The sequence below is a fragment of the Frankia nepalensis genome (assembly GCF_016786325.1).
Taxonomy (GTDB): Bacteria; Actinomycetota; Actinomycetes; order Frankiales; family Frankiaceae; genus Pseudofrankia; species Pseudofrankia nepalensis.
Map to the genome: position 1 here is coordinate 41,646 of NZ_JADWYU010000093.1, position 18,701 is coordinate 60,346.

At 72.4% G+C, this 18,701-nt stretch carries 20 protein-coding genes; 18 read left to right on the plus strand and 2 right to left on the minus strand.

Going from position 1 to position 18,701, the window contains the following annotated elements; translation table 11 throughout:
- Positions 1-364: 364 nt before the first annotated feature.
- Genes I6A81_RS07100 through ccsB form a run of 5 tightly spaced genes read left to right on the plus strand, consistent with a single transcriptional unit; the run spans position 365 to position 5,511 of the window.
- The gene (locus I6A81_RS07100) at positions 365-991 is read left to right on the plus strand and encodes a TlpA family protein disulfide reductase (protein ID WP_203003481.1); all 627 of its coding nucleotides are present in this window, start codon (positions 365-367) and stop codon (positions 989-991) included.
- A complete protein-coding gene (locus I6A81_RS07105; RefSeq protein ID WP_203003480.1) occupies positions 988-1,197 on the plus strand; it encodes a hypothetical protein in 210 nt (69 codons plus the stop codon). Before I6A81_RS07100 ends, I6A81_RS07105 begins: the two co-directional genes overlap by 4 nt.
- The gene (locus tag I6A81_RS07110) at positions 1,194-2,216 is read left to right on the plus strand and encodes a cytochrome c biogenesis CcdA family protein (protein WP_203003479.1); all 1,023 of its coding nucleotides are present in this window, start codon (positions 1,194-1,196) and stop codon (positions 2,214-2,216) included. The genes I6A81_RS07105 and I6A81_RS07110 overlap by 4 nt, the downstream gene beginning before the upstream one ends.
- Positions 2,213-4,327, plus strand: a complete 2,115-nt coding sequence (locus tag I6A81_RS07115; protein ID WP_307874516.1) for a cytochrome c biogenesis protein ResB — start codon at positions 2,213-2,215, stop codon at positions 4,325-4,327. Before I6A81_RS07110 ends, I6A81_RS07115 begins: the two co-directional genes overlap by 4 nt.
- A complete protein-coding gene (gene ccsB, locus I6A81_RS07120) occupies positions 4,327-5,511 on the plus strand; it encodes a c-type cytochrome biogenesis protein CcsB (RefSeq protein ID WP_203003478.1) in 1,185 nt (394 codons plus the stop codon). Before I6A81_RS07115 ends, ccsB begins: the two co-directional genes overlap by 1 nt.
- A 484-nt stretch (positions 5,512-5,995) precedes the next feature.
- On the opposite strand, the gene I6A81_RS07125 is transcribed toward ccsB, so the two are convergent.
- Complete coding sequence (locus tag I6A81_RS07125; RefSeq protein ID WP_203003477.1) at positions 5,996-6,406, minus strand: PLD nuclease N-terminal domain-containing protein; 411 nt, start codon at positions 6,404-6,406, stop codon at positions 5,996-5,998.
- Positions 6,407-6,826: 420 nt separating this feature from the next.
- On the opposite strand from I6A81_RS07125, the gene I6A81_RS07130 reads away from it, so the two are divergent.
- The 8 genes from I6A81_RS07130 (at position 6,827) to I6A81_RS07165 (ending at position 13,755) form a co-directional block, all read left to right on the plus strand.
- Positions 6,827-8,296, plus strand: coding sequence for a menaquinone biosynthesis decarboxylase (locus I6A81_RS07130; RefSeq protein WP_203003476.1), 1,470 nt, complete (start codon positions 6,827-6,829; stop codon positions 8,294-8,296).
- Between the two features lie 278 nt (positions 8,297-8,574).
- Entirely contained in the window at positions 8,575-9,474 is a 900-nt protein-coding gene (gene mqnP / locus I6A81_RS07135) for a menaquinone biosynthesis prenyltransferase MqnP (RefSeq protein ID WP_203003475.1), read from the plus strand.
- A 128-nt stretch (positions 9,475-9,602) separates the two neighbouring features.
- Entirely contained in the window at positions 9,603-10,289 is a 687-nt protein-coding gene (locus I6A81_RS07140; RefSeq protein ID WP_238429246.1) for a UbiX family flavin prenyltransferase, read from the plus strand.
- Between the two features lie 195 nt (positions 10,290-10,484).
- A complete protein-coding gene (locus I6A81_RS07145) occupies positions 10,485-10,847 on the plus strand; it encodes a hypothetical protein (RefSeq protein ID WP_203029735.1) in 363 nt (120 codons plus the stop codon).
- 114 nt (positions 10,848-10,961) lie between these two features.
- Positions 10,962-12,110, plus strand: a complete 1,149-nt coding sequence (gene mqnE / locus I6A81_RS07150) for an aminofutalosine synthase MqnE (RefSeq protein WP_203003473.1) — start codon at positions 10,962-10,964, stop codon at positions 12,108-12,110.
- Between the two features lie 102 nt (positions 12,111-12,212).
- The gene (locus tag I6A81_RS07155) at positions 12,213-12,515 is read left to right on the plus strand and encodes a hypothetical protein (protein WP_238429240.1); all 303 of its coding nucleotides are present in this window, start codon (positions 12,213-12,215) and stop codon (positions 12,513-12,515) included.
- Positions 12,516-12,541: 26 nt separating this feature from the next.
- Positions 12,542-12,811 carry a hypothetical protein gene (locus I6A81_RS07160; RefSeq protein WP_203003472.1) on the plus strand — a complete coding sequence of 90 codons (270 nt, stop codon included), beginning with the start codon at positions 12,542-12,544 and terminating at the stop codon, positions 12,809-12,811.
- A gap of 92 nt (positions 12,812-12,903) precedes the next feature.
- Positions 12,904-13,755, plus strand: a complete 852-nt coding sequence (locus tag I6A81_RS07165) for a menaquinone biosynthetic enzyme MqnA/MqnD family protein (RefSeq protein WP_203003489.1) — start codon at positions 12,904-12,906, stop codon at positions 13,753-13,755.
- A 15-nt stretch (positions 13,756-13,770) separates the two neighbouring features.
- On the opposite strand, the gene I6A81_RS07170 is transcribed toward I6A81_RS07165, so the two are convergent.
- A complete protein-coding gene (locus I6A81_RS07170) occupies positions 13,771-14,913 on the minus strand; it encodes a helix-turn-helix domain-containing protein (RefSeq protein WP_203003488.1) in 1,143 nt (380 codons plus the stop codon).
- 311 nt (positions 14,914-15,224) lie between these two features.
- On the opposite strand from I6A81_RS07170, the gene I6A81_RS07175 reads away from it, so the two are divergent.
- From I6A81_RS07175 to I6A81_RS07190, 5 genes are all read left to right on the plus strand, one after another.
- On the plus strand, positions 15,225-15,680 hold the full coding sequence (locus I6A81_RS07175; protein WP_307874517.1) for a response regulator transcription factor: 456 nt from the start codon (positions 15,225-15,227) through the stop codon (positions 15,678-15,680).
- Positions 15,681-15,821: 141 nt separating this feature from the next.
- A complete protein-coding gene (locus tag I6A81_RS46010; RefSeq protein ID WP_311445648.1) occupies positions 15,822-15,986 on the plus strand; it encodes a putative leader peptide in 165 nt (54 codons plus the stop codon).
- A gap of 60 nt (positions 15,987-16,046) precedes the next feature.
- Positions 16,047-17,753, plus strand: a complete 1,707-nt coding sequence (locus tag I6A81_RS07180; RefSeq protein ID WP_203003471.1) for a nitrite/sulfite reductase — start codon at positions 16,047-16,049, stop codon at positions 17,751-17,753.
- Positions 17,750-17,977 carry a transposase gene (locus I6A81_RS07185; protein ID WP_203003470.1) on the plus strand — a complete coding sequence of 76 codons (228 nt, stop codon included), beginning with the start codon at positions 17,750-17,752 and terminating at the stop codon, positions 17,975-17,977. The genes I6A81_RS07180 and I6A81_RS07185 overlap by 4 nt, the downstream gene beginning before the upstream one ends.
- Positions 17,977-18,648: a phosphoadenylyl-sulfate reductase gene (locus tag I6A81_RS07190; protein ID WP_203003469.1), complete on the plus strand. Its 672-nt coding sequence runs from the start codon at positions 17,977-17,979 to the stop codon at positions 18,646-18,648. Before I6A81_RS07185 ends, I6A81_RS07190 begins: the two co-directional genes overlap by 1 nt.
- Positions 18,649-18,701 lie beyond the last annotated feature (53 nt).

Here is an 18,701-nt window from a genome sequence, read left to right on the forward strand (position 1 = left end):
TCGTCGCCCGCGCGGGCTCGGCTCCGCCGGCGGCGCGCCCGCCGCGTCCGGCGGGATTCGCGATGGCTGTCCGGCGGTGTGGCTGTACTCGGCGTCCCGGCCCGCCGTCGGTGGGCATCGTGACGGGAACCACGACGTCGGCGGACCCGCTCGGGGCGTGTTCGGCGGGTAGATGTGGAGGCCGGGACTGGGCGTGGCGGCGTCGGCCATACCGTGCGTGTTTGTGGATGGGGTGGGCCGCAGAGTGCTACCGGGGCCCTGGGCGACGCGTGCCGGCCGGGTCGGCTTACTGTGGAGGGGAAGTTCTACGACCAGTCGTAGATGGGGTGTCGGGGTGCCGAGAGTGACGCACATACTGGGTGCCATGCGGTGGACGCGGCGGCGGCGGGGTTCGGCCGGCGCGGCGCGTGGTGTGGCCGGGCCCGGCCGGCGGTTCGCGCTGCCGGCGCTGGCGCTGGCGGTCGGGCTGGCGCTCACCGGGTGCTCCGGGGGCTCCGACGCGGTGGACGCGACCGGTGGCGGCAACTTCGGGTTCGTGCAGCAGGCCCCGGGCCAGGACTACGCGGCGCCTGGCGACCGCAAGGCCGCGCCGGCCCTGTCCGGCAAGACCCTCACCGACGAGGACCTCGACGTCGCCTCGCTGCGCGGCAAGGTCGTCGTCATCAACTTCTGGGCATCCTGGTGCGCCCCCTGCCGCGCGGAGACCCCCGCCCTGGTCAAGCTGGCCGGTGAGCGACCGGAGATCGCGTTCGTCGGCGTCAACTCCAGGGACGATGTCTCCCCAGCCCGGGCATTCGTCCGCACCTTCGGGGTCACCTTTCCCAGCCTCTTCGACGAGGTCGGCAAGCTGACCGCGCACTGGCCGATCTCGGTCGGCCTGCCGTCGACGGTCGTGCTCGACCCGGAGGGCCGGATCGCGGCCCGGTTCACCGGCGGGGTCACCGAGGCGGAACTCGCCCCCGTGCTCGACCGCGTGACGGCCGAGACGTGACGCTCCCGACCAGCGCGGGCGTGCCCTGCGCGCGCGGCGCCGAGCCTGGCGCGCCGGTGCGCTCCGGGTCGTCGACGATGCCACGGCGCGTGGCGCGGCGCGGGCTGTCTGACCTGATCCGGCCGGCCTCGACGGTCTGGCCGATCTCGACGGTCTGGCCGACCCGCGCGGTCGCGGCGGTCGCGGGCGTGGCAGTGGCGCCGTGAGCGTCACCGAGCTGGTCACCGACGGGCCGCTGCTGCTGGCGGCGCCGGTCGCGGCCGCGGCCGGGCTGCTGTCGTTCTTCTCTCCCTGCGTGCTGCCGCTGGTTCCGGGTTATCTCTCGTACGTCACCGGCCTGTCCGGCGCCGAGCTGGAGGGGGAGTCCCGGCCCCGGCGAGCCTCGGCGGGGCCGGCCAAGGCCGCGGCCGCCGAGCTGGCGCCCGCCGAGCCCGCCGGGGGCGCGGCGGCGATGCCCGCGGGTACGGTTCTGGTCGCGGTGGGCGCCGGCTCGGCCGGTTCCGGGGAGCTGGCCGCGGCCGGCCACGGGGATCGCCCGCCGACGGGCGGTGCCCAGCGGGGCGGCGCCCAGCCGGGCGCGCTCCCGGCGGGCAGGGCCGCGGGGTCGGCCTGGCGCGGGTTGGGCAGGCTGCGCCGGGTGGGACGGGTGACCGTCGGGACCGGGTTGTTCGTGCTCGGGTTCACGGCCGTGTTCGTGTTGTACGGCGTCGCGGTCGGCGGGCTGGGGACCTGGCTCAAGATCCACAGTGCCGGGGTCGCCCAGGTGATGGGTGCCCTCACGATCGTCATGGGCCTGCTGTTCGCCGGGGTGTTCTCCCGGTTCTCCTGGGCCAACCGGGAGTTCCGGTTCCATCGGCTGCCCGCGCCCGGGCTGCTCGGCGCGCCGGTGCTCGGCGCGATGTTCGGCCTGGGCTGGACGCCCTGCCTCGGCCCCACCCTGGCGGCTGTGCTCGGGCTCTCGCTGCAGAGCGCGACCGCCGGCCGCGGCGCGTTCCTGTCGGCTGTGTACTGCCTTGGCCTCGGAGTGCCGTTCATCGTCGTCGGCGTCGCCTTCCGCCGGGCCGCCGGCGCGCTGCGGGCGGTCCGCGCCCACGCCCGGCTGCTGACCATGGCGGGTGGCGCGCTGCTCGTCGCCGTCGGGGTCCTGCAGGTGACCGGCCAGTGGGCGGACCTGGTCACGACGCTGCGCCCCTACGCCCCCGGATTCGTGGAGACGCCGCTGTGACACCACCCTCGACGACCTCCGTGCCGGCGGCGCCGGCCGCGACCATTCCGGAGGCGTCCCCCGGCGAGGTCATCGCCCAGCCCGACGAGTTCGCCGCCCCCGAGCCAGCCCTGAAGGACGCGGCGGCCAGCGGTGCGCGGTCGGTCGCGACCGGCGGCGACGGGCCCCGGCGCGTGGGCGGGCGTAGCGAACTGGCCCGCGCGTTCGACCCGGTCCGGCGGGCGTGGCGCGTGCTCACCAGCATGCGGACCGCGCTGATCCTGCTCTTCCTGCTCGCGCTGGCCGCGATCCCTGGTTCGTACTTCCCGCAGCGCGACATCGACCCGATCAAGGTCCAGAACTACTACCTCGAGCACCCGACGTGGGCGCCGATCCTCAACAAGCTGTCGGGTTTCGATGTCTTCGCCGCGCCGTGGTTCGCGGCGGTCTACCTGCTGCTGTTCATCTCGCTCATCGGCTGCCTGTGGTCGCGGGTGCTCTGGCACGCCAAGGCGCTGGTGGGGCGCCCGCCGTCGGCGCCGGCCCGGCCCGGGCGGCTGGCCGGCGGCTCGTCGTGGGCGAGCACGCTGCCGCCGGACGAGGCCGTCGCGGCGGCGGCCAGGGTGCTGCGCGGCCGGCGGTTCCGGGTCGCGGCGGCGAGGCCCGGCGCGACCCGGCCGGACGGCGCCCCCGACCACTCGGCCGCCGCGGAGAAGGGCTACCTGCGGGAGACCGGCAACCTGGTCTTCCACCTCGCGCTGGTCGCGGTGCTGCTCGGGGTCGGCCTCGGCGCCTGGAACGGCTACGAGGGCAAGGTCATGGTGACCGAGGGGGACGGCTACACGAACACGCTGATCTCCTATGACCAGTTCAGTCCCGGCCAGCTGGTCGACACCTCCGAGCTGCGGCCCTATTCGATCAAGCTCGACGACTTCGAGGCCAGCTACCTGGAAAACGGCCAGGCCAGGGAGTTCGCCGCCCACGTGTCCTACGAGGAGGACCTGGACGGTCCGACGAAGCAGGCCGAGATCCGGGTCAACCACCCACTGGAGATCGGCGGCGACAAGGTCTACCTGCTCAGCTACGGCTACGCGCCGCATTTCGTCCTGCGTGACAAGGACGGCAAGGTCATCTGGGAGGCATACTCCCAGTGCGAGCGGCGGGACAACAACCTGACTTCGGACTGCGTGGTCAAGATCCCCGACACCGGTCTTCCGGCGACGGGCCCGCTCCGGACGCCGCAGCAGCTGGGCTTCATAGCGATCTTCGCTCCGACCGCCGTCGTCGATCCCACGGGCGGCCCCATATCGATCTTCCCGAAGGCGATCGCGCCCGGCGTGTTCATCACCAGCTTCGTCGGCAACCTGCACCTTGACGAGGGCAAGCCACAGAACGTCTTCAAGCTCGACATGAAGGACCTCAAGCAGGTCACCACCAACGGTCCGAGCGGCGACGGGATGATCCGCCAGAAGCTCGACGTGGCCGACCCGAAGAACCGCACGATGACCGGCCTGCCCGGCGGCCTGAGCCTGGAGGTCGACGAGGTGCGCGAGTACGCCGTCTTCCAGACGAAGTCCGACCCGTACAAGGGGCTGGTGCTCTGGGCGGCGGTCGCACTCATCATTGGTCTGGTGACGAGCCTGAGGGTCCGCCGCCGCCGGGTCTGGGTTCGCGCCCGCCCGGCCGCCGCCGGCAGCACCGTCGAGATCGGCGGCCTGTCCCGCTCGGACGCGGAGGGCTTCGCCGCCGAGCTCGCCGCCCTCACCGGCCGGGTCCGCGCCGCGACCGAGCAGGCCGCGGTCGAGCAGGCCGCGGTCGAGAAGTCCAAGATTGAGAAGCCCGGCCCGGAGAAGTCCACGCCGTCCCAGCGGGCGACGCCCGGCGAGGGCGCGGCCGGGCCCGCCGAACCGCCGTCCGGCTCCGCGGAGTCCGCCGCCGGCTCTGGCCCCGCCGGCCCCGCCACCGGTGCGGCTTCCGGGCCGGAGCCGGCCGTTGCCAGTCCGGCCGCCGCCCCCGCCGACACCGTCACGCCGCCCGACACCGTCACGCCGCCCGCCGCCGACAGCGGCGGTCCGGCGACGGCCGACGAGCCCGAAGACCCGAACCCCTCCAGTGCGAGACGGGAGCCCTGATGGCCGTCGACGAGGGCCTCGCCCAACTATCCGACAACCTGTTCAACGGCGGGTTGGCGGTGTACTCGGCCGCGATGCTCGCCTTCGCCGCCGAGTTCGCGTTCAACCGCTTCGGTCGCACGGCCACCGTCGACGCGGCGGAACGGGAGAAGGCCACCCAGGCGACGACCGTCGAGAAGGCCCGCCAGCCGGCGCTCGCCGGCGTCGGGGCCTCCGGCCTCGCCACGGAGGCCGCCCCTGGCGCCGGCACGGCGGACGTGTCCACGGGTACCGGATCCGGGTCCGCGGCGGCCCCGGGCACGGCCGCCCCGGGCGTGGCCTCGACCGGCGTGGCCTCGGTGAGGCCGGCCCACGGCGGGCTGGCCGGGGAGGCCGGGGAGGCGCCCCCCGGCCGGGCGCGGCTGATCGGCCGGGCGGCGGTCGGGTTCACGGTCGTCGCCTGGGCGTTGCACGTCGGCTCCGTGGTGACCCGTGGCCTGGCCGCCGACCGGGTGCCGTGGGGCAACATGTACGAGTTCTCGTCGATGATCTGCCTCATCGCGATCACGGCGTTCTTGGTGTTGCTGACCCGCTACCCGGTCCGCTGGCTCGGGGTGTTCGTCACCCTGCCGGTGCTGCTGTCCCTCGGGTTCGCCGGCACGGTGCTGTACACCCCCGCCGGGCCACTGGTGCCGGCGCTGAACTCGTACTGGCTGAAGATCCACGTGGCCGCCGCGATCCTGTCCAGCGGCATCTTCCTGGTGTCCGCGGTGACGACCGTGCTGTACCTGGTCCGGGACCGGTGGGAGCAGCGGCTCGCGGAGGTCGCCGCCGGCCGGGCCGAGGTGTCGGGCGCGATGCGCAACCGGGGCGGCATTGTCACCAAGCTGCCGTCGTCGGGCGCGCTGGACACGCTCACCTACCGGCTGATCGCGTTCGGGTTCCCGATCTGGACGTTCGCCGTCATCGCCGGCGCGATCTGGGCCGAGGCCGCCTGGGGCCGTTACTGGGGCTGGGACCCCAAGGAGACCTGGTCGTTCATCACCTGGGTCGGCTACGCCGCCTACCTGCATGCCCGGGCAACAGCCGGCTGGCGCGGCCGTAAGGCCGCGGTCGTCTCGCTGGTGGCCTTCAGCGCCCTGTTCGTCGACTACTACCTGGTCAACCTGGTCGTCTCCGGCCTGCACTCCTACGCCGGCGTCTGATCGCCATCCTGATGGCGATTGCGGACCCTGAGCCCGGATTCGCGTCGGGACAGCATCTGATCGGATTTCGAGCCATGCCCGGCGCCGGTCGTTTTTTTAGATGTGCAGTTCCATGTTCTGGGGCTGATTTCTGGTTCGGTCCCGGTACGGACCTGGCTGCCGTGGGAGTTGATCGGTTTTCCGCGCCAGGATCCGTGCTCCGGCCCGACCCGACCGCCGGTGTGCGTACGCATCTGGTGATCAGGGGCGGCCGATAGGTGGGAAGGACGTGCTGATCGCCAGACCTGTGCGCTGTTCGGCGATTTCCGTCCGTTTCGTCCCTGAATTCCGTACGGATCTGGCGATCTGTACGGCGGTCAGTGCCGGGACGGACCGGAGATCCTCGGTTGTGTGCGCTGTTCGGCGATCGTGCGCTCGCCGGCGCTCGCGCCTCGCGGAAGACTCGCGGAAGAAATGAACGACGCCAGAACGAGGCCGGACGTCGTCAGGCGTGGGACGCGGGGCCGTCCGGGTCCTGGCGGCGCAGGCGCTCGGAGAGCTCGCGCAGGAACTCCGGGTCGTCGTCGGGGCCCTTCGGGCCCTCCGGCTGGTCCCAGCGGCGGAACCGGCCGAGCGTCGAACCGGGGCCGCGGGCGAAGGACGGCGCGCCCCATTCGCCACGGCCGCCGTAGGCCGGGTGCTGGCGGCGCGCCGACTGGCCGCGGTCGAGGCCGATCGGTGACCTCGGCCGGCCGAACAGGAGCCAGAGCAGGCAGCCGACTGTGGTGAAGACCACGATGAGCGGGATCCAGAAGAACTTCGGCAGCAGCCGCACGTCTTCCGGGGGAGTACGCGCGACGTCCAGGACTCCCCAGACCGTCATCGCGATGATCACGAGGAAGAGCAGGAGCCCCACTGGTTCGCCGCCTCCTATCGTGCCCGCGGCCCGCCGTCGCGCCCTGGCCGGTCGCCGTCGCGGCTGGTCCCGGTCACGCTGGCCGGTCACCGCGCCGTCGCGGTCCGGACCGTTGACATTCACCCTACGTCCCGACGAAACCGCCCCCGGCCGCGCCCCGCGACCATGACCTGGCAGTTCGTCAAGCACCCCGACCGGAGCGCCCACTAGCAGCCAGTGTGCTCCTTGGTTACCCGCGCCGTCCTGAAGGTGGCAAGACCCACACATGTCAACCCGGCGACGCCGACGATCCGTTGACGGCGCTCGAAGCGCGCGGCGCGGACGGCGGGGGAGGCGGACGGCGGGGGAGGCGGACGGCGGGGGAGGCGGACGGCGGGGGAGACGGCGACGCCCAGGCGGAGGCACTGCGAGGATGGCGCCATGGCATGGGCGGATCTGCGGGCGTTTCTGAGCGATCTCGAGAAGCGCGGTGAGCTGCGGCGAGTCAAGGCGACGGTGGACCCTCGGCTCGAGATGACCGAGATCGTCCAGCGGGTCGTGCGCGCCGGTGGCCCGGCGCTGCTGTTCGAGAACCCGGCCGGCTCGGACATGCCCCTGGCCATCAACGTCTTCGGCACCGAGAAGCGCATGGCCAGGGCGCTCGGCGTGGAACGGCTCGACGAGCTCGGCGACCGGATCGCCGACATGCTGCGACCGGAGCTGCCGCACGGCTTCTCCGGGATGCGGGAGGCGCTCGGCAAGGCCGCCCGGCTGACGAACATGCCGCCGAAGAAGGTCAGGACGGCCCCTTGCCAGGAGGTCGTCTACAAGGGCGACGAGGTCGACCTGTTCCGGCTGCCGGCCGTCACCTCCTGGCCTGGAGACGGCGGGGCGTTCCTCAACCTGGGGCTCACCCACACGCGTCACCCGGAGACCGGCGCCCGCAATCTCGGCATGTACCGGTTGCAGCGGCATGACTCCCGGACCGTCGGGATGCACTGGCAGATCCACAAGGACTCCAACGCGCACCACGCGGTCGCCGAGCGGCGCGGCGAGCGGCTGCCGGTCGCGATCGCCTTCGGCTGCGACCCGGCGGTCACCTACGCGGCCTCCGCGCCGCTGCCGGCCGACATCGACGAGTACCTGTTCGCCGGCTTCCTACGGAGCGAGCGAGTCGAGCTGGTCGACTGCCTGAGCGTGCCGCTGCAGGTCCCGGCGAACGCGCAGATCGTGCTGGAAGGCTGGCTGGAGCCCGGGGAGCGCCTGCCGGAGGGGCCATTCGGCGACCACACCGGCTTCTACACCCCCGTTGAGCCGTTCCCGGCGCTGCACATCGACGTGATGACGATGCGCCGGGACCCGATCTACCAGACGATCGTCGTCGGCCGCCCGCCGCAGGAGGACGGGCCGATGGGCAAGGCGACGGAACGCATCTTCCTGCCGCTCATCAAGATGCTGATCCCGGAGATCGTCGACTACGACCTGCCAGAGGCCGGCGTCTTCCACAACTGCGCGATCGTGTCGATCGAGAAGCGCTACCCGAAGCAGGCGCAGAAGGTGATGCACGCGGTCTGGGGCGCCGGGCTGCTGTCACTGTCCAAACTCGTGATCGTCGTCGACGCCGACTGTGACGTGCACGACTACGCCGAGGTCGCCTGGCGGGCGTTCGGCAACGTCGACTACGCCCACGACCTGGTCACCACGACCGGCCCCGTCGACCATCTGGACCACTCGTCCTATGAGCAGTTCTGGGGTGGCAAGGCCGGCGTCGACGCCACTCGCAAGCTGCCCACCGAGGGTTACCGCCGGGACGGCGGCTGGCCGGCGGAATGCGTGATGGACGCCGCGACCCGTGACCTGGTGACGGCCCGGTGGAAGGAATACGGCATTGCGGTGGAATCGGCGCCTTAGAGGCGCCTCCCCACCGCCCTGCCGTCGGGCGCTGAGCGCCCTCCCAGGGTTGGTCTCGGGGCCGGGTTCAGAACGGTCGGGGTCGGGTTGGTCTGGCGGGTTGCGTCCCGTTGAGGGCGGGCGGGGGTTGGTCTGGCGGGTTGCGTCCTGTTGAGGGGCAGGCGGGGGTTGGGTTGGCGGGTTGCGTCCCGTTGAGGGGCGGGCGGGTGGCGCGGAGCGGGTGACGGGGAGCGGAGCGGGTGATGGGGAGTGGATGACTAGGAGCGGAGGATGAAGCTGTGACCGAGGCGGCGTTGCCCAGGCCGATGGCGCGGCCGCGGGCGTTCCTGCGGCTGGTGATGATCGAGCACTCGGTGTTCGCGCTGCCGTTCGCCTACGTCGCGGCGCTCGCGGCCGGGTTCGAGGTGTCGAAGTCGGTGCACTGGGCCGACCTGGCCCTGGTCACGGTCGCCATGGTCGCCGCCCGCACGTTCGCGATGGCGGCGAACCGGATCATCGACCGGGAGATCGACGCCCGGAACCCGCGCACGGCGCGGCGCGAGCTGGTCACCGGCGCCGTCGGGGTGCGTACCGCGGTCGTCGGCGCGGCGGTGGCGCTGGCCGTGTTCCTCGGCGCGGCGGCGGCGCTGGGCTGGCTGTGTCTGGCGCTCGCGCCGGCGGCGGTGGCTCCGCTGGTCGTCTACCCCTACGCCAAGCGGTTCACCGACTTCCCGCAGGTCATCCTCGGGATCGCGCAGACGGTCGCGCCGATCGGCGCCTGGATCGCGATCACCGGGCACTGGTCCTGGTCGGCGGTCCTGCTCGGTCTGGCGGTCGGTACCTGGATCGGTGGCTTCGACCTGATCTACGCCTGCCAGGACGCCGAGGTCGACCGTCGGATCGGCGTGCGCTCGGTGCCGGCCCGGTTCGGGGTACGTGCCGCGCTCGTCGCCTCCGGGGTCACCCACGTCGTCACCTTCGTGCTGTTCGTGCTGTTCGGGCTGGCCGAGGGCTTCGGCGCCTACTGGTGGGTGGGGCTCGGGCTCACGGCCGTCGCGTTCGGCTACGAGCACGCGATCGTCACTCCGAGCGACCTGTCCCGGGTCAACCGGGCGTTCTTCACCGCGAACGGGTTCGTCGGCATCGCGCTGTTCGGCTTCGCGCTCGTCGACCTGATCGCCCGCGGCCTGACCTGGTGACCCCTCCCGGCGCCGCCGACGCCGGCCGGGACGGCGATCCTGGCTCGGACAGCGGTGCCAGCTGGGGCGGCGATGCCGGCTGGGACGCCGATGCCGACGTCGGCCGGGACGGCGAGGGGGCGCGCCGGCTGCCCTGGGTGGTGGGGGTGAGCGGCGCGAGCGGAACGCCGTACGCGGCCTCGGTGCTGCGCGGGCTGCTCGCCGCCGGCCTGCCGGTGGACCTGGTGGTCTCCCGCGCCGCCCGGCTTACCCTGCTCGACGAGACCGGGATCGCCTGGCGGGACGGCGCCGGCGCCTGGCCGGGCGCGCTCGCCGACTGGCTGGGCGCGACGCTCGCCGGCGACCGGCGGCCCGACCGGGACCAGATCACGGCCCGGATCGCCGAGCTCGCGCGGGTCCACGGCGCCGACAACCTGGCCGCCGGACCGAGCAGCGGCTCCTACCCCACCCGGGGAATGATCGTCGTCCCGGCCAGCACCGCGTCGATCGCCGGGATCGCGCTCGGCCTGTCGAAGGACCTGCTGCAGCGTGCCGCGGACGTCACGCTCAAGGAGGGCCGCCGGCTGGTCGTCGTGCCGCGGGAGATGCCGTTCACCGGCGCCACCCTGCGCCACCTGGTCGACCTGCACGCGGCGGGCGCCGTGGTGGCGGCGGCGAGCCCCGGCTTCTACGCCGGCGCCGTGGACGCCCAGGCGCTCGTCGACTTCGTCGCCGGGCGGGTGCTCGACGCGGCCGGTGTGGCGAACACCCTGTTCCGGCGCTGGACGGGCGAACTGGGCGCGGCTCGTGCGGATCGACCGGGCCTGGCACAGTAGACGAGAACGGCGCGTGGCGCGCGAACGGCGCGGACGTGGCCGGCCTAGCCGGATCAGAGGCCTGTCTGGAGCGGAGGCCTCCTGGATCACGGCGGCGGCCGACCACCGAACCGTGAACCAAAGATCTGTGAACCAACGAACTGCGGACCAAGAAACGGGGAGAACGCGACGATGGCACGCGGGCGTGGAAACGGGGTGGCCAAGCCGAAGACGCCGGCCCAGCCGAAGGGTCAGCCGGCCAAGCCGAAGGTCGCCGCCACCCCGGCGAAGAGCGCCGCGAAGGCGCGCAAGCCGGAAATAGAGCCGCCCGACCTGAAAGCCGCGCTGCCGTACTTCCTCGTCCGGATCGCGGTCTTCGTCGTGCTCACCATGGTGTTGATCGCCGTCGGCGTGAACGTCATCTGGTCGCTGCTGTTCGGGATGGCCGCGGCGGCGGTGGTGACCTACCCGATCGCCCGCATCCAGAAGCGCGTCTCCCGCCGTCAGGGCGACACGCCAGCCGCCGCCAAGCCAGACAAGGCCGCCAAGCCCGCGAAGCCCGCCAAGCCAGGCAAGTAACGGGTAGGTGGCGCGCTCGCCGCGTGGCGAGCGCTCCCGTGGGCCGCTCGCGGCCCTGTGGCGCCGATCCCGTTGTTGATGATCACCGGGTCGGTGGGACTACGCTTCTGGTCTATGGATGCCGGTCGAAAGCGGGAGATCGAGGAGAAGGTCCACGCCGGGGAGCGGCTGGACCGGGCCGACGGCGAGGCGCTCTACGCCAGCGACGACCTGGCCTGGCTGGGCAGCCTCGCGCACGAGGTGCGGACCCGCAAGAACGGGAACCAGACGTTCTTCAACGTCAACCGGCACCTCAACCTGACGAACGTCTGCTCGGCGTCCTGCGCCTACTGCTCGTTCCAGCGCAAGCCCGGCGAGGCCGACGCCTACACGATGCGCATCGAGGAGGCCGTCCGGCTGGCGAAGGACATGGAGCCGGCCGGCATCACCGAGCTGCACATCGTCAACGGCCTGCACCCGACGCTGCCCTGGCGGTACTACCCGCGCTCGCTGCGCGAGCTGCGCGCCGCGCTGCCCGGGGTGGCGCTGAAGGCGTTCACCGCCACCGAGATCCACTGGTTCGAGAAGATCAGCGGCCTGACCGCTGACGAGATCCTCGACGAGCTGATCGACGCGGGCCTGGAGTCGCTGACCGGCGGCGGCGCGGAGATCTTCGACTGGGAGGTCCGCCAGCAGATCGTCGGCCATGAGACCCACTGGGAGGACTGGTCGCGCATCCACCGGCTGGCGCATTCCAAGGGCCTGCGCACGCCGTGCACGATGCTCTACGGCCACGTCGAGGAGCCCCGGCACCGCGTCGACCACGTGCTGCGGCTGCGGGAACTGCAGGACGAGACGGGTGGCTTCGCCGTCTTCATCCCGCTGCGGTTCCAGCACGACGCGGCCGGCGATCCGCGCAACCGCCTGATGAACCAGCCGATGGCGACGGGCGCCGAGGCACTCAAGACGTTCGCGGTCTCCCGGCTGCTGTTCGACAACGTCGACCACATCAAGTGCTTCTGGGTGATGCACGGCCTCACCACCGCTCAGCTCGCGCTGAACTTCGGCGCGGACGACCTGGACGGCTCCGTGGTCGAATACAAGATCACTCACGACGCGGACCGGTTTGGCACGCCGAACACGATGACCCGCGAGGACCTGCTCGAGGTGATCCGTGACGCCGGCTTCCAGCCCGTCGAGCGCGACACCCGTTACCGCGTGATCCGGACTTACGACGGCCCGGACCCGGCCCGTCGCGACATCCCCCAGCCAATCGACGCGTGAGCGCGGTTCCCGCCGGCCGCGGCCGTGGTCGGCGGGAGCGATGATTGAACCGAACCTCCCAAGTCGGCAAGCTGATCCGGGAGGAACCCCGGGAGCGAACCAGTGACAGCGAGCGAGGGCACCAAGGTGACCGAACCGCGGCCCGACGCCGACCGTCCGCCCGTCGACTCACGGCCAGCGGGCGGGCCGACCGGCCGAGCAGGCATCGGGTCGATCTTCGTGCTGGCGTTCCTGGTGATCCTGGTGCCCGGGATCGCGATGTACCTGGTGACGCACGCACTCGGTCTTGGGCTCGCGCCGTCCACCCTGCTGGGGCTGCTGACGGTCATCGTCTGTCTGGCGCTGTACCCGAGCGTGCTGGTCCGCCTGGGCTGGGTGCGCCGCCGGCCGCGGAAGAAGCGATAACGGGAAGAAGCGAAGACGGAGGACCCATGGCCAAGTCGATGCCGCCGAACCCCGAGACCGGTCTGGTCGCCCCGACGAAGGAGCCACCGGGGCTGCTCGCCATCAACCTGCGCTACTTCGCGTTGCGGGCCGTGCTGTTCGGCGCGGTGCTGACCGCGGTCCTCCTCCTCGGAATGAACGGCGTACTCGCCTTCTTCCTCGCGGTCGTCGTCAGCGGGCTCATGAGCTTCCCGCTGGCGCTGCGTCAGCGCCAGGCCGCGCAGCGGGCGTTCGAGATCCGCAAGGGCCGGATGTGACGGCCCTGGCGGGGCCCGACGGCGCCGACGGTCCACATACCGAGCCGGTCGGCCCCGCCGGCCGGGGAGAGGGCGCCCTCGGCGGCGCCGAACTGGGTTACGCGCCCACCCGGCCGCGGGTCGGGCATATCCAGTTCCTGAACTGTCTGCCGCTCTACTGGGGTCTGATCCACTCCGGAGCGCTGTTGGACCTCAACCTGTTCAAGGACACCCCGGACCGCCTCAGCGAGGCTCTCGTCGCCGGCGATCTCGACATCGGCCCGATCAGCCTGGTCGAGTACCTGCGGCACGCCGAGGACCTGGTTCTGCTGCCCGACCTCGCGGTCGGCTCCGACGGGCCGGTCCTGTCGGTGGTGCTGAGCACCCAGGTGCCGCTCCGTGAGATCCGCTCGGTGGCGCTCGGCTCCACCTCGCGCACCAGTGTGCTGCTGGCCCGGATGCTGCTCGAGGAACGCCTCGGGACGCGGCCCGAGTACGTCACGATGCCGCCGGACGTGCCGATGATGCTGCGCGAGGCCGACGCCGCGGTGACGATCGGCGACGTGGCCCTGCGGGCCTACTACGAGTACGAGCAGGGCGGGCAGTCGCCGTCGCCGACGGTGCTCGACCTCGGCGCCGCCTGGCGGGAGTGGACCGGCCTGCCGATGGTCTTCGCGGTGTGGGCGGCCCGCCGCTCGTTCGCGCGGGCACACCCCGGGCTGGTCAAGGAGGTCCACGGCGCGTTCCGCGCCAGCCTCGACCTCGCGCTTTCCGACGTGGAGACGGTTGCCGCCCGCGCGTCGCGCTGGGAGGTCTTCGACCAGGCCTCCCTGGTTCGCTACTTCACCACTCTCGACTTCCGCCTCGGCCCCCGTCAGTTGGCGGGACTCACCGAGTTCGCCAGGCGAGCCGCGGCCCGTGGCGCGGTCCCGCCCCTGACCGAGGTCGCCTTCGCGGACGTCTGACCCCGACGCCCCAGGTCAGACCGGGGGGTGGAAGGCGCGGGAGAGGCCGGACGGGGGCCGGTGGGGGCGGCCGCTGGTGGTGGCGTACCGGGCGAACCGGCCCTTGACCAGCGCGACGAGGCGGGGGGTGCTCGCCCGCCCGCCGGGGGCCGTCATCAGGTCCGCGAGGCCATGCCACGGCGGGCTCGCCGGCTCGGTGTCGACCGTCGGCCGTTCCTGCGTCGTCGCCAGCCGGCCGGCGGCCAGCTCGTCGGCGCGCCGCACGATCGGGTCGGAGGACCCTTCGGCGCCGGTGGTGCCGGTCGCGCCGGTCGTGCCCGCAGAGTGGCCGTCGGCCGGGTAGCCGTCGGCGAGGACCAGCGGGCCGGGCTCGGCGAGGCCCGGCGGGCCGTGGGACGGCGGCGCGTCGGCGGGAAGCGGGTCGCCGGGCGCGCCGGCGTGGTGGCGGGCGACGAGCTCCGCGTGCCGCATGGCCTCGTCGACCAGCCGGTTGACCGCGAGCGTCCAGGCTCGCAGGCCCTCGTGGCCGGTGAGCTCGGTGAACACCGCCGCCTCCAGGCAGCAGGTGCCCGCGCCGGCCAGCTCACCCTGGTCGAGCAGCGCGATCGCCAACAGGCCAGCCAGGTGCCCGGCGATCATGTAGAGCCGGAACTGCTGGTGCGGCAGCATGGGGGTGCGCAGCAGGCCGTCGACGAACTCCTGCTGGTCGAGCACCCGGTCCGTGATGTCGCGCGGGCTGAGGCTGTCGGCCATCGCGATCAGTTCCCCGACCATCCGGTCGAGGTAGTCGAGGTCGGTGTCGCAGCGCCGGTTGTGCAGCAGGTCGTGCACCCGGCGGCGGGACTCGCGCTCCGGGTCGCGTGGGCGGCGCAGCCGCGCGTCCCGCGCGGCCGCGGCCTCGTCGCGCAGCGCGATCAGCACCCCGTCGGCGCGCAGCGCCGCGTCGACGGCGATGACCACCGGCCGCGGCGGGACCCCTCTGCTGGGCTGCTCCAACTGGCTCACGTACTGACGGCTGTACCCGGTCAACTGGGCCACGTCATCGCGGGAGAGCCCGCGGGCGCACCGGCGGCGTCGGACCTCCTGGTGGAAGACCTCCTCCGCGGTGGCCGTCTCTTCCGGGCCACGGCTGCTCTGCCGGCCGCCCGAATGCCGCATCTGCACCCCACTGATCCCGGCGGCGTGTCATCCTGTCGCCCGAGAAGCCGATCGTGCTGACCGGCCGATCGTGCGACGACCCGCGCGCATGTAACTGTTCGTGGTCAGAATATTGCGTCGAGCGGCCTTCTCCGCTAGAGGTCAAAGGTCCTATACGCGCACGGTTACCCAAATAACTGCCCGTATCTAGGCCGATCCCTTCCTCGACCGGTCGTCATTCCTGACTCCTTCGGAGCGTTGGGCTCGCCCGGGTCATCCGTGAATACCACCCCGAATGACGATGGGCATACCCTGCGTGCTCCGGTAGAACGGTGCGAGTGGACCGCCGCATCGACGACCTGGGTGTCGCTGGTGGGCCTGGGTCGTCGAACGGCGCGGGCTCGGCTCCGCTGCGCGTGGTCGTCGCGGACGACGCCGACGGCGTGCGCGAGCTGATCTGCCTGCTGCTGGATCTGGAGCCGGACTTCACCGTCGTCGGCCGGGCGGCCAACGGCGCCGAGGCGGTCGACCTGGTCGCCGAGACCGGCCCCGACCTCGTCCTCCTGGACGTCGCGATGCCCGTGCTCGACGGGATCGCCGCGCTGCCGCGCGTTCGCAGGCTGGCCCCGTCCGCCCGGGTCGTCATCTTCACCGGGTTCTCCGCGCACACGGTGCGCGACGAGGCTCTGGCCCTCGGCGCCGACGACGTGCTGGAGAAGGGCGTCGGCTCCGGGCCGCTGGTCGCCCGGCTGCGCGCGGTGTGCCAGCGCCAGGCTCCCGCCGGCTGACCCGGATGGCAAACTCTCCCTATCTCGACTGGTATAGTCGACTTAACGTGATGGCACCGAGCACGACGCAGCTCCGAGTGCCGAGAATCGATTGCGCCACAACTCCGGCGTCACGGTCACATCTGTGAAACGATGGGCCGCATGACCGCGCCCCGCCAGACGCCCGCCCCTCGGGGTGGCGTTGGCGTCCGCCCGGTGGATCTCTTTGCCGCCGGCGCCGAGGGCGTCCCGGAGCTTCTTCTGGTCGCGCGACTGCACGTCGACCTGCTCCGGGTGGCCAGCGCCGGCTGTCGCCGCGCTCGCTGATCTCAGCCCTGCGCCGTCGCCTCGGCGGCGCTCCGCATTTCCAGCGTCGCGAGAGAGCACATGACTTCTCCAGCACGGCCCCGTTCCGCGCGCCCCGCTCGCCCGAAGGGCCAGGGACAGTGGGCGCTCGGCTACTCCGAGCCGCTCAACGCCAACGAGCGGATGAAGAAGGACCAGGGCGGCCTCGAGGTCCGGGACCGGATCCTCAACCGCTACCCCTACACCGGTTTCGACAGCATCGACCCGCAGGACCTGCGCGGCCGGTTCCGCTGGTGGGGCCTCTACACCCAGCGCAAGCCCGGCATCGACGGCGGGCGCACCGCGATCCTGGAGCCCGAGGAGATCGAGGACTCCTACTTCATGCAGCGGATCCGGCTCGACGGCGGCCGGATGACCTCCGACCAGCTGCGGGTCATCGGCGACATCTCGACCCGCTACGGCCGGGACGTCGCCGACGTCACCGACCGGCAGAACATCCAGCTGCACTGGATCCGGATCGAGGACGTCCCGGCGATCTGGGGCGCGCTCGAGGCCAACGGCATGACCACCCAGGAGTCCTGCGGCGACACCCCGCGGGTCATGCTCGGCTGCCCGCTCGCCGGCGTCGACGGCGACGAGATCATCGACGCCACCCCGGTGATCGACGAGACCGTGCGCCGCTTCGTCGGCGACCCGTCGCTGGCGAACCTGCCGCGCAAGTTCAAGTCGGCGATGTCCGGCTGCGCCGACCACTGCACGCTGCACGAGATCAACGACATCGCCTTCGTCGGCGTCGTCCACCCGGAGCTCGGCGCCGGCTACGACCTGTGGGTCGGCGGCGGCCTGTCGACGAACCCGAAGCTCGGCGTGCGCCTCGGCACGTTCGTGACGCCGGAGCGCGTCGCCGAGGTCTGGCACGGCGTCGCGCAGCTGTTCCGTGACTACGGCTACCGCCGGATGCGCACGCGCGCCCGCCTGAAGTTCCTGGTCGCCGACATGGGCGTCGAGTGGGTGCGGGCGACCCTGGAGAAGGAGTACCTGGAGGCGCCGCTGCCGGACGGCCCGCCGCCGGCGCCGCCGCGCTCCGAGGGCCGCGACCACGTCGGCGCGCACCGCCAGGCCGACGGCAACTTCGCGGTCGGCTTCGCGCCGCGCGCCGGCCGGCTCACCGGGACGACGCTGACCGCCGTCGCGAACCTCGCCGACCAGTACGGCCAGGGCCGGATCCGCGCGACCACGTCGCAGAAGCTCGTCATCCTCGACGTCACCGAGGCCGACGTGCCGGCGCTGGAGGCCGCGCTCGCCGAGCTCGACCTGGTCGTGCGCCCGAGCGTCTTCCGCCGGGGCACGATGGCCTGCACCGGCATCGAGTTCTGCAAGCTCGCGATCGTCGAGACCAAGGCCAACGCCGCGAAGCTGATCGAGGAGCTGGAGCGGCGGCTCCCGGACTTCGACGAGCCGATCGGCATCAACGTCAACGGCTGCCCGAACGCCTGCGCCCGGTTCCAGGTCGCCGACATCGGCCTGAAGGGCTCGCTCGTGCCCGGGCCAGCCGGCGAGATGGTCGAGGGCTTCCAGCTACACCTGGGCGGCCACCTCGGCGGCCGGTCGCGCCTGGGCCGCAAGTCCCGCGGCCTCAAGATCACCTCCGATGAGCTGGTGGACTACGTCGTCGGCCTGCTGAAGGCCTACCAGGCCGACCGCGCCGTCGGCGAGGCGTTCGCCGACTGGGTGGAGCGGGCCGACGAGGCAGCGCTGACCCACGACGCGGTCATGGCACGGCTGTGAGTACGACGGGCCGCGCGGTCCCCTTCTACTGCCCCTACTGCGGCGAGGAGGACCTCGTGCCCGAGGTTCCGGCCGGCGCGACCGGCGAGGGCCACGGGCACTGGGCCTGCCGTTCCTGCCGGCGCGCGTTCCGGCTGAGCCTCACCGCGCTCGCCAGCGCCAGCACGGCCACCACCCCGACGAACCACGGGCCAGTCCCGACCACTCCGGAGGAGACCCCCTGATGGACGCCGCGTTGAAGACCCGCGCCCTGCGGGCCGGCCGGGACCTGGCCGAGGCGCCCGCCGAGGAGGTGCTGCGCTGGGCGGTCGAGGAGTTCGGCACCAAGCTGGTCGTCGCCGCCTCGATGGCGGAGGCCGTCCTCGTCGACATGCTCGCGAGCATCCGTTCGGACGTGCCGGTCGTCTTCATCGACACCGGCTACCACTTCGCGGAGACGATCGGCACCCGAGACGCGGTGGCCGCCACCTACAACCTGCCGCTGATCAGCGTCCGGCCGCAGCTGACCGTCGCCGGCCAGGACGCCGTCCACGGCAAGGACCTGTACGCGCGCGACCCGGACCTGTGCTGCCGGATGCGCAAGGTCGTGCCCCTGGACCGGGCGCTCGCCCCGTACAAGGCGTGGGCGGCCGGCTCGCGGCGGGCCGAGTCGGACAGCCGCCGTGAGCTGCCGGTCGTCGCCTGGGACGAGCGGCGCGGCAAGGTGAAGATCCACCCGCTGGCCACGTGGACCGACGAGGACGTCGACCGCTACGTCGCCGAGCACAACGTGCTGGTCAACCCGCTGCTGTCCGACGGCTACAACTCCGTCGGCTGCTGGCCGTGCACCCAGCGCGGTGCCGGCCGGGCCGGCCGCTGGGCCGGCAGCACGAAGACGGAGTGCGGCATCCACTAGCTCCCCCGCCGGTGGTCAGTCAGAAGCAATGCCCTTCGGCACACGGTGTAGTC